At 41.8% G+C, this 6702-nt stretch carries 5 protein-coding genes; 3 read left to right on the top strand and 2 right to left on the bottom strand.

The features are described 5' to 3' along the window. On the bottom strand, window positions 1-189 hold a 189-nt coding region (locus tag BMY80_RS12465; RefSeq protein WP_218140365.1), incomplete at its 3' end, for an HTH domain-containing protein. A gap of 84 nt (window positions 190-273) precedes the next feature. On the opposite strand from BMY80_RS12465, the gene BMY80_RS11600 reads away from it, so the two are divergent. Beyond that, a complete protein-coding gene (locus BMY80_RS11600; RefSeq protein ID WP_093143861.1) occupies window positions 274-1062 on the top strand; it encodes a hypothetical protein in 789 nt (262 codons plus the stop codon). A gap of 171 nt (window positions 1063-1233) precedes the next feature. After that, a complete protein-coding gene (traD, locus tag BMY80_RS11595) occupies window positions 1234-3006 on the top strand; it encodes a conjugative transfer system coupling protein TraD (protein ID WP_093143859.1) in 1773 nt (590 codons plus the stop codon). A 72-nt stretch (window positions 3007-3078) separates the two neighbouring features. On the opposite strand, the gene BMY80_RS11590 is transcribed toward traD, so the two are convergent. Next, window positions 3079-4311, bottom strand: coding sequence for a GGDEF domain-containing protein (locus BMY80_RS11590; RefSeq protein ID WP_093143856.1), 1233 nt, complete (start codon window positions 4309-4311; stop codon window positions 3079-3081). Between the two features lie 676 nt (window positions 4312-4987). On the opposite strand from BMY80_RS11590, the gene BMY80_RS11585 reads away from it, so the two are divergent. Then, a complete protein-coding gene (locus tag BMY80_RS11585; protein WP_093143854.1) occupies window positions 4988-6316 on the top strand; it encodes a PDDEXK-like family protein in 1329 nt (442 codons plus the stop codon). The last annotated feature ends 386 nt before the right edge of the window (window positions 6317-6702 follow it).

Here is a 6702-nt window from a genome sequence, read left to right as displayed (position 1 = left end):
ACCTAGAATCTCTACAGGATATCCATACTTACACAGAATATTACTAGGAATTTCCCCAGAGAGATACTCTTTATAGAATATCTCTTTGAACTCTTTGGATAACGACAGAATGTTTGCAGTAACTCGAACGGTATACTTGTTGTTTCGCAGAATTTCCTGTTGCTTAGATGAAAACTTTACCTTACTCATGCTATTTCTCCTGTAATTAAAGAATACCACACTCAAGGTAATGTCCAAAACAAGGGATACACTAAAACCCTGGTGTCCACTTCTATGGGGACTCAAATTATCCGTGTCCACACTCAGGGGTACAGTTTACATATTGCAAAATACGGACTCAAAAAGTTTGTAACCAGAAACAGCGCGAGAAGGAAGGAAAATGAAACACTAACCTCACAGGCAACGGTTCATGACATCAGATGTCTCTCACTCTTTATCGCCATCTACGAAATGCTTACCTCAAGACACGGCGGTGACGAACTGATACTCAATGACGCGGCTGCGGTAACAGCCATCAGGATCTACAGACAGAGCCTTAAATTTCTGGGAATTAAAATCTCTGCCAGAAAATTTGAGGATGAAGTATGCCGCGCCCTGGCGATTTTAAAAAATACCGGAGCCAAGGAAGGCATCAGAGCATCCCTGAACAGAGACAGGATAAGAAGCTCCATCTGCCGTGCGGCTGAAACGGTTCACGGAGAAGTCACCGGAACATTCATAAAAAAGCACGACCTCTGTGATATGGAAAATGAATGCATGCGGAATTTCGGGAAGAAACTGATGATTGCCAACGAAATGCTGACGGAACTTGATGAACGTGATGCCTTCGAGATGTTTTCAGAAAAGCTTGAGTCGGCTGATTCCGCAACCTGCGAGATTCTCAGAACCATGAGAAAAGACTCCTATGCTGACGCGGTATCGGCAGCCGGCTTTTCGTACAAGACGTTCAGCAACACCACCAAGATGCCCTACAACATGCTGCACCGGAACTTCACCCGAGATGAATGCAGACTGGTCAAACAGGAGCTGTTCTGCCAGTCAAGGGACAAGGGAAGACTGTAACGGTACAGATCATAAACAGCGGTATCCCGCCGTCATGTTCCTGACCGGATTCCAGCGTATCCTGCCTGAGATTTTATAAAAACTTAACCGGTTACGGCAGGAACGGAATCTGTTCAGAATGAGGATTATACGTTCATCAGCAGAAATTAACCCTGACATAAGAAAAAAACCATGAAAAGATATTACCTTCTTTCCGCCGTATTTACCGGCATGGCGGCCACTGCCGTATTTGTCCTGTCAATAGGAACAGCACATCCCGCCAAATACGTGATTATGATGTTCATGATGATTCTGCTTTACCGCAGAGTGCAGAACTACAGCAGGATCAGAGCAGAGGAAATCAGAATCAACGGCAGAGAATTCTTTGCCATGAAACCCCGGGATCTCAGAGACAGAACCTGTACCGACAGACTGTATCTCGGTGAAGGATTTCTCTGGGAAAAGCCTCAGGCCGAGGCTCTATACGGTCTGATGGAAAAGGATCCCGCCTTCTGCAGGGTCCACAGGGATCCGGATTCACGCGGGGCCGCGTTCATCCAGTCTTTAGGCCGAGTCGAATCAGTATATCTGCCTCTGAGCTTTTTTGACGGTCACACGCTCATCACCGGAACCACCGGTGCCGGTAAAACAAGACTTTATGATCTGCTCTGCGCCCAGGCAGTCTACCGCGGTGAAGGACTTATTATCATTGATCCGAAGGGTGACCGGGATCTGTACGAACATCTGAAGATCGCAGCAGGAGCGTGCAACCGGGAACTGCTGTTTTTTCATCCGGCATTTCCGAATGAAAGCATCGGCATCAATCCGGTTCACAATTTTACCAGAAGCACCGAAATAGCCGGTCGCATAAGCTCTCTGGTACCGACTGCCAGAGGCAGCAACGATCCCTTCAGGAGTTTTGCCTTCAGCGCACTCAATGCCGTGGTCGGAGGATTAATCATTATCGGAAAGAGACCTACTCTCAAGCTTATAAAATACTACATAAACTCAAGACTTGTCGAACTCTGCTTTCTGGCCTTCAAGACTCTGTTTGACAGACATCTTTTAAAGGATCCGCGATTTGCCGACGAATGGAAAATTCTCATGAAGGAAACCTCAAAGGTTCCCGGAAGACTGCTCTCCAAATACGAGGCCTTCTATCAGCGGTCCATGAAGCCTTTTAAAAAACGAGCCTCTCAGGAAATTGAAACTCTCTATGAACTGGCAAGGCATGATCCCGACCACTACAAAAAAATGATCGCCTCCCTGAAGCCTGTTCTCGACATGCTGACCTCGGGAGAACTTGGCAACATGCTGTCCCCGGTTGAAAGCGACGACCTCTCCCGCAGATCCTACAGTCTTGCCGACATAGTGCGCAGGAACCACATACTGTACGTTGGGCTTGACTCTCTTACCGACGGTCAGACGGGCGCGGCCTTAGGCTCCATGCTCCTCGCGGACTTAACCGCAGTGGCGGGAAACAGATACAATTTCGGGAAGGATCTTAATTACGTGAACCTCTTCGTTGATGAAACCGCGGAAGTCATCAACGAACAGCTGATACAGATGCTCAACAAAGGACGCGGTGCGAAATTCAGAGTAACGATAGCCACACAGACCATTGCCGACTTTGAGTCCGGACTAGGAAGTGAGGCCCGGTCGGTCCAGGTTCTGGGGAACGTCAACAACGTGATTTCACTGCGCGTCATAGACACGAAAACCAGGGAATACATCAGTGACTCCCTGCCGAAAACCAGAATTCTTTTCAAATCCCAGAGCTGTGTTCAGAATCAGAGTTCTGATGAACTTACAAAGGTTAAGGCAAGTATTTCCAGCAGTCTTACCGAAAATGAAACGGAGATATTTCCGGCATCGATGCTGAGCGAACTTCCGGATCTGGAGTACGTTGCAAGAGTCGGCGGTTCCACCGTGATAAAAGGGAAAATACCTTTTATCACGGACTAATCCGGATTTGCGGGCAGGCAAACCTGATATATGACTGACATATGCTTACCGATTCAGGATAAGCACACTGTCTTAATTTGAATGGAATGTGTAAGTCCCCTTTCCGCTCTGCTTTGACTTATACATAGCCTCATCGGTTTTCTTGAAGAGTGATTCCAGATCAGAAACCTCGGTTCCGTGGGTAATACCGACGCTGATTGATACCTTAGGCATATCGTCACCGAGTTCAGTCAGCTGTTTATTGACTCTTTCAATCTTTGAGGAAACCATCTTCTGATTGATTTCATTGATATGAATCATGAAGACCACAAACTCGTCACCGCCGATACGGCAGACATAGTCATCTGAACGGAAATTCTTCTTCAGAATTTTTACAAGCTGTGACAGTACCCTGTCACCTACTTCATGACCGTAGGTATCGTTAATCTGTTTGAAATTATCTACGTCAACCAGCATCATGTAGGTACTGCCGAGATCAATGCTTGAAAGCAGCAGTTCATAACCTGAACGGTTGTAGGCTCCGGTGAGTTCGTCATGGGATGCCTTGAAATTAAGTCTGTCCAGACTGTTTTTATAGATCTCGTACATCTGGTTGTAGGTGCTGGCGAGATACCTGAATTCTCTTACACCGTCCTCGGGAATCGGACTGTCGGCCTTAATGCGTTCAACGGCATTAAGAATGGGAAGAATACCGAGTCTTGAAGTCAGCCATACCATAAAGAAGATACCTACGGTCTGGAGGATAATCACGAGACGGACCCAGTCCATCTTTTTGCTGAAATCAGTCAGTGCCATCTCATCATTGGTGTAGGTTATCTGCTCGAGTTCCTTTAAGCTTGCCCGCATGTTCAGTCTGATTTTTCCCTTCTGGGCATAGTATTCATCATCATGAACCATTGCAGCGGCGCGCAGCATCTTTTCATTAGGGGAAAGAGCCTTATCCTCTTCGGAAAGAACAACGGATCTGATTACCGTAGGATAATTCTCGATGCCTTTAGCCTCGACAACCAGCTTCATGGAATAGTATTCACGATTCATGAGATTGAGCGAACCTTCCATGGCTGCCAGCAGTTTGTGCAGTGCAGGTTCGAAACCTGCTTTTCCTGACATGGAGGCTATCGCCTCCTCGCGGTGATTGGCCTGCATGGCTTCCGTAAAGTATTCGTTCAGGAAACGAATGTCTCCGTGAACGGAAAAACTCTGGACCTTCTCAGTAAGATAATCGGATGCATCCATGAGCTCCATGGCGGCCTTTCGCATATCCACCTGTTCTTCTGATTTGTCGGTAAAGTTACGGAAGCTCACTGAAAGATTATATGTAAAGTAAAATATCAGACAGGAAACAACTAACGCTCCGGCAATCAGCCACAGCTGAATGGTCCTGAGCGAAACACCTTTTTATATTCTGTTTTTTTTAACAATTGTTTATCCTTAGCATCCAAGTTTTTATAAAAATTATATATATCGAGTCACTATCAGAAACACAGACGAGACTTCTTAGAATTCTTGTGCGAGATCCCCCGGTGAAGAATAAAACATTTTTCCTTTTTGTATCATTATTGTAAGGGAGAATTCGAAAAACAGCTTAACACCTGTTTAATATTACACCATATACAAATTATAATTTGAGTGCGGTGTTTCATTTTTACCAATAGGAGAGCCCGTCAGATCACATAAACTGAGAAGAATTGTCTGTCTTTATGTCTATTTATAAATAATTCATAATTTATATAAGGATACACTTTTAGAATATAAATTGCGTCAAGCAGAATTTTTGAACATTGTAATATCGTATATTTTTTCAAAATACGGACATATACTGCAAAAAAGCATTTTATTCCTTCCTTGATTACCCATACCAAAAACCTGGATAATTCTAAAAATCATGAATAAAATTTATTTTTATGACAAAACTTACATAATTTCCTATATTCAAGTGGTAAGATAATAACTATAAAATATAATCTAAGGATTCAGAAAAATGGAAAATCAGAAGGTTGACGATAACACTTACCATTCTTTACTCAGGAATATTGGGGTAATTCTTAATATAAAGAAATACGCCCAGACATTAAATCAGAGCCCCGAAGATAGTTTTACTGTTTTTTCAGCGCTGGGGATTGAAGAAAAAGAATTACCTCACTGTCGCATAATTTATGAGCTTCTTAACTCTCATGCACAACACGGACTTTCTAAAAAATTTCTTCATCTGTTTTTTAAAATCGTACTGAACAAAAAATTTGAAAACAACGCAGTTGTTACACGAGAGCAGTATTTTAACGAATCATCCAAATGTAGCGGACGCATAGATTTATTTATAGAAACACCAGGTTTCTGCTATCCGATAGAAGTCAAAATTAATGCTGATGATCAGGAAACTCAGCTATATCGCTATCACGAATATGCCAGCCATCAGGGAAAAGAATTTAAGGTCTTTTATCTTACTCTGAACGGACGGCCTCCAAAAGCGAAAAGCATTAAAGGAATGGATGAGAAAAAACTAAACAATGTGCAGTATATATCCTTCGATAAACATATACTGCAATGGCTGAAAGTATGCGCCGACATTGCTTATAAAAAACAAAAATTATCCATATACGGAGCTATTCGTCAATACATTACACTTATTGAAAAATTAACTGTGCAACAGTACGAAAACCAGAAACAGGAGAATATTTTTATGAGTTCTATTACCGACATCATGTCTTTATCGAGTGAGTACTTTCTGGCAGCAAAAGCCGTCGCAGATAATTTTAAGCAGGTACAGCCTGCCAAAATAAAGAATATCTTTGACAGGATTAAAGAGCACATTCACAATGAATTCCATTTAAACGGCGAATACAGCGATAAAGAAATCAATAACTTCTGCTCAGGAAAAATAAGCTATCCAAGTCTGAAGTTTAAATTTAGTCCTCGCAAGGATATTAACTTAACAATGGTTTTTGAAATAGAAAATGATGATGAAGATACTTTTTATTATGGAGTGTTTCCTGAATTTAATAATGAGTCAGATGACAATGAAATTCGTGAAATGATACTAAAACGGAAACAGGAATTAAAGAACGCATTCGATAATGTTGAATGGAAAAATATTGTTGAACAAATGCAGGAAGAAAATCTTTGGTTATGGTGGAAAAATTTGCCATCAAAAGACGAACAACCTAATTTCATAAACCACAACAAACACTATCTGAAACTGTATAACCCTGCCGAATATGAAGAGGTAATGAATAAAATTTTTGCAATTTTAGATCAGGACATACCTTCTATTCTTGAAACAGGTTTACCTAAAGACATGATAACATACTAAAAAGCAATGGTAACCTTCAAAAGGCAGTACCTACTCTGATAAAAAAGGTCTGAATTCAGACCTTTTTGGAGTTCATTGTAAAAGTAGAAATGTTATGATAGAAACTGCTTTAATTTGTTTTTATCCCGAGTTTGATACCAAATCGTTAAAGACCTCTTGAAAAAAGAGGTTTTTCTTTAAATATTTATGTTGTGTATACGTAATGTATATGATATAATATTCTTGAGATTGTTTTTTGATTTTCAAGGAGTCCAGAAATGTTTGTTCGCAGAATTAAAAGAGCCAATGGACAGGTAAGCATTGTTCTGGTTGAAGGCTATCGTGAAAACGGCAAAGTTAAGCAGAGAACAGTTGAATATCTTGGGACAGAATCAGAACTGACAAAG

Origin of the sequence: Ruminobacter amylophilus (assembly GCF_900115655.1) — a bacterium.
GTDB classification, from domain to species: Bacteria; Pseudomonadota; Gammaproteobacteria; order Enterobacterales; family Succinivibrionaceae; genus Ruminobacter; species Ruminobacter amylophilus.
This window is presented reverse-complemented; position numbering and strand designations above follow the sequence as displayed.

Bases quoted from the DNA above. Each gene is read 5' to 3' on its own strand.
- BMY80_RS11600 (WP_093143861.1), top strand. From the start codon at position 274: ATGGGGACTCAAATTATCCGTGTCCACACTCAGGGGTACAGTTTACAT.
- BMY80_RS11585 (WP_093143854.1), top strand. From the start codon at position 4,988: ATGGAAAATCAGAAGGTTGACGATAACACTTACCATTCTTTACTCAGG.
- traD (WP_093143859.1), top strand. From the start codon at position 1,234: ATGAAAAGATATTACCTTCTTTCCGCCGTATTTACCGGCATGGCGGCC.